Consider the following 1,120-nt stretch of genomic DNA (forward strand, 5'->3'; position numbering starts at 1 on the left):
GGTCTTTTGCTCTACCAGGCCGCCCAAGGGCTCCACCACTCCGTAGGCCAGCAAAATGCCCAAAAATGTGCCCACCAAGGCCGAGCCGATCATGCCGCCCAGCACCGAAGGCGGCTGACCCACCGATCCCATGGTGTTCACCACCCCCAGCACGGCGGCAATGATGCCGAAGGCCGGCAGCGCGCCCGCCAGCCGTGCCAGCGCGGCCACGGGGGCATGTGCCTCTTGGTGGTGGGTGTCGATTTCGCTGTCCATCAGCGCCTCAATCTCGTGCGAATTGAGGTTGCCCGACACCATCATGCGCAGGTAATCGGTCATGAACTCAATCACATGGTGGTCGCTGCCCACCGTAGGGTATTTTTTGAAAATCTCGGATTCGTGGGGCGCCTCGACATCCTTTTCAATGGCCATCAACCCCTCTTTGCGGGCCTTTTGCAGGATGTCATAGAGCATCGCCATCAGCTCCATGTAGCGCGCCTTGGTGTACTTGGAGTTCTTGAGCAGCGGCCCGAAGTTGGCCAGCACGGCCTTGATCGTCTTGGGCTGGTTGTTCACCACGAAAGCGCCCAGCGCGCCGCCCAGAATGGCCATCATTTCCGTGGGCAGCGCGTTGATGATCACGCTCATGTTGCCGCCGTGGAGGATGTAGGCACCGAAGATGCACCCCAGGGCGACAACGTAACCAATGAGAACGAACATGGTGATGAATGGTGTTTCGAGCCTCAGGAGGAGGCCATGACTCATCTTCGGTCAGGGGCGCTTTTTCTAAACCGTGAACAGAAGCATGCGGGCGGGGCTTTTTTCACGTCACAGAAAAAAGCGGGCCCGGTTGGGGCCCGCTAAAGCACTCATCGTGCTAGGAGGAGACAAGCAAGGACGCTTCGTTGCCAAACCGCCCAACAGTTCTATCGGCAGTGCACGTTGGGGCTTGAGCTTGGAAGGCGTGCGTTTTGCACAAAATCAATGCATGTGCAGGGCACCAGCGGCCTTGCCCTTGCCGGCACGGGCGGGCGGGTTGCACAGGCCACAGGTGAAGTGGCGGGCGATTTCATGGGGGTGGGTGACGTAAGAGCCACCGCACTTGTTGCATTTGGTCAGGCTGAGCATGCCGTTGTCGATG

Annotated in this window: 2 protein-coding genes; both read right to left on the reverse strand. The window is 59.5% G+C overall.

Going from position 1 to position 1,120, the window contains the following annotated elements; translation table 11 throughout:
• Positions 1–699 (reverse strand): flagellar motor stator protein MotA (gene motA / locus Q7V20_RS17325; protein ID WP_304794020.1); only part of this gene is annotated, 699 nt, incomplete at its 3' end.
• A gap of 261 nt (positions 700–960) precedes the next feature.
• On the reverse strand, positions 961–1,120 hold a 160-nt coding region (locus Q7V20_RS17330; RefSeq protein ID WP_304790785.1), incomplete at its 5' end, for a FlhC family transcriptional regulator.

The organism is Aquabacterium sp. (assembly GCF_030652515.1).
Taxonomy (GTDB): domain Bacteria; phylum Pseudomonadota; class Gammaproteobacteria; order Burkholderiales; family Burkholderiaceae_C; genus Aquabacterium.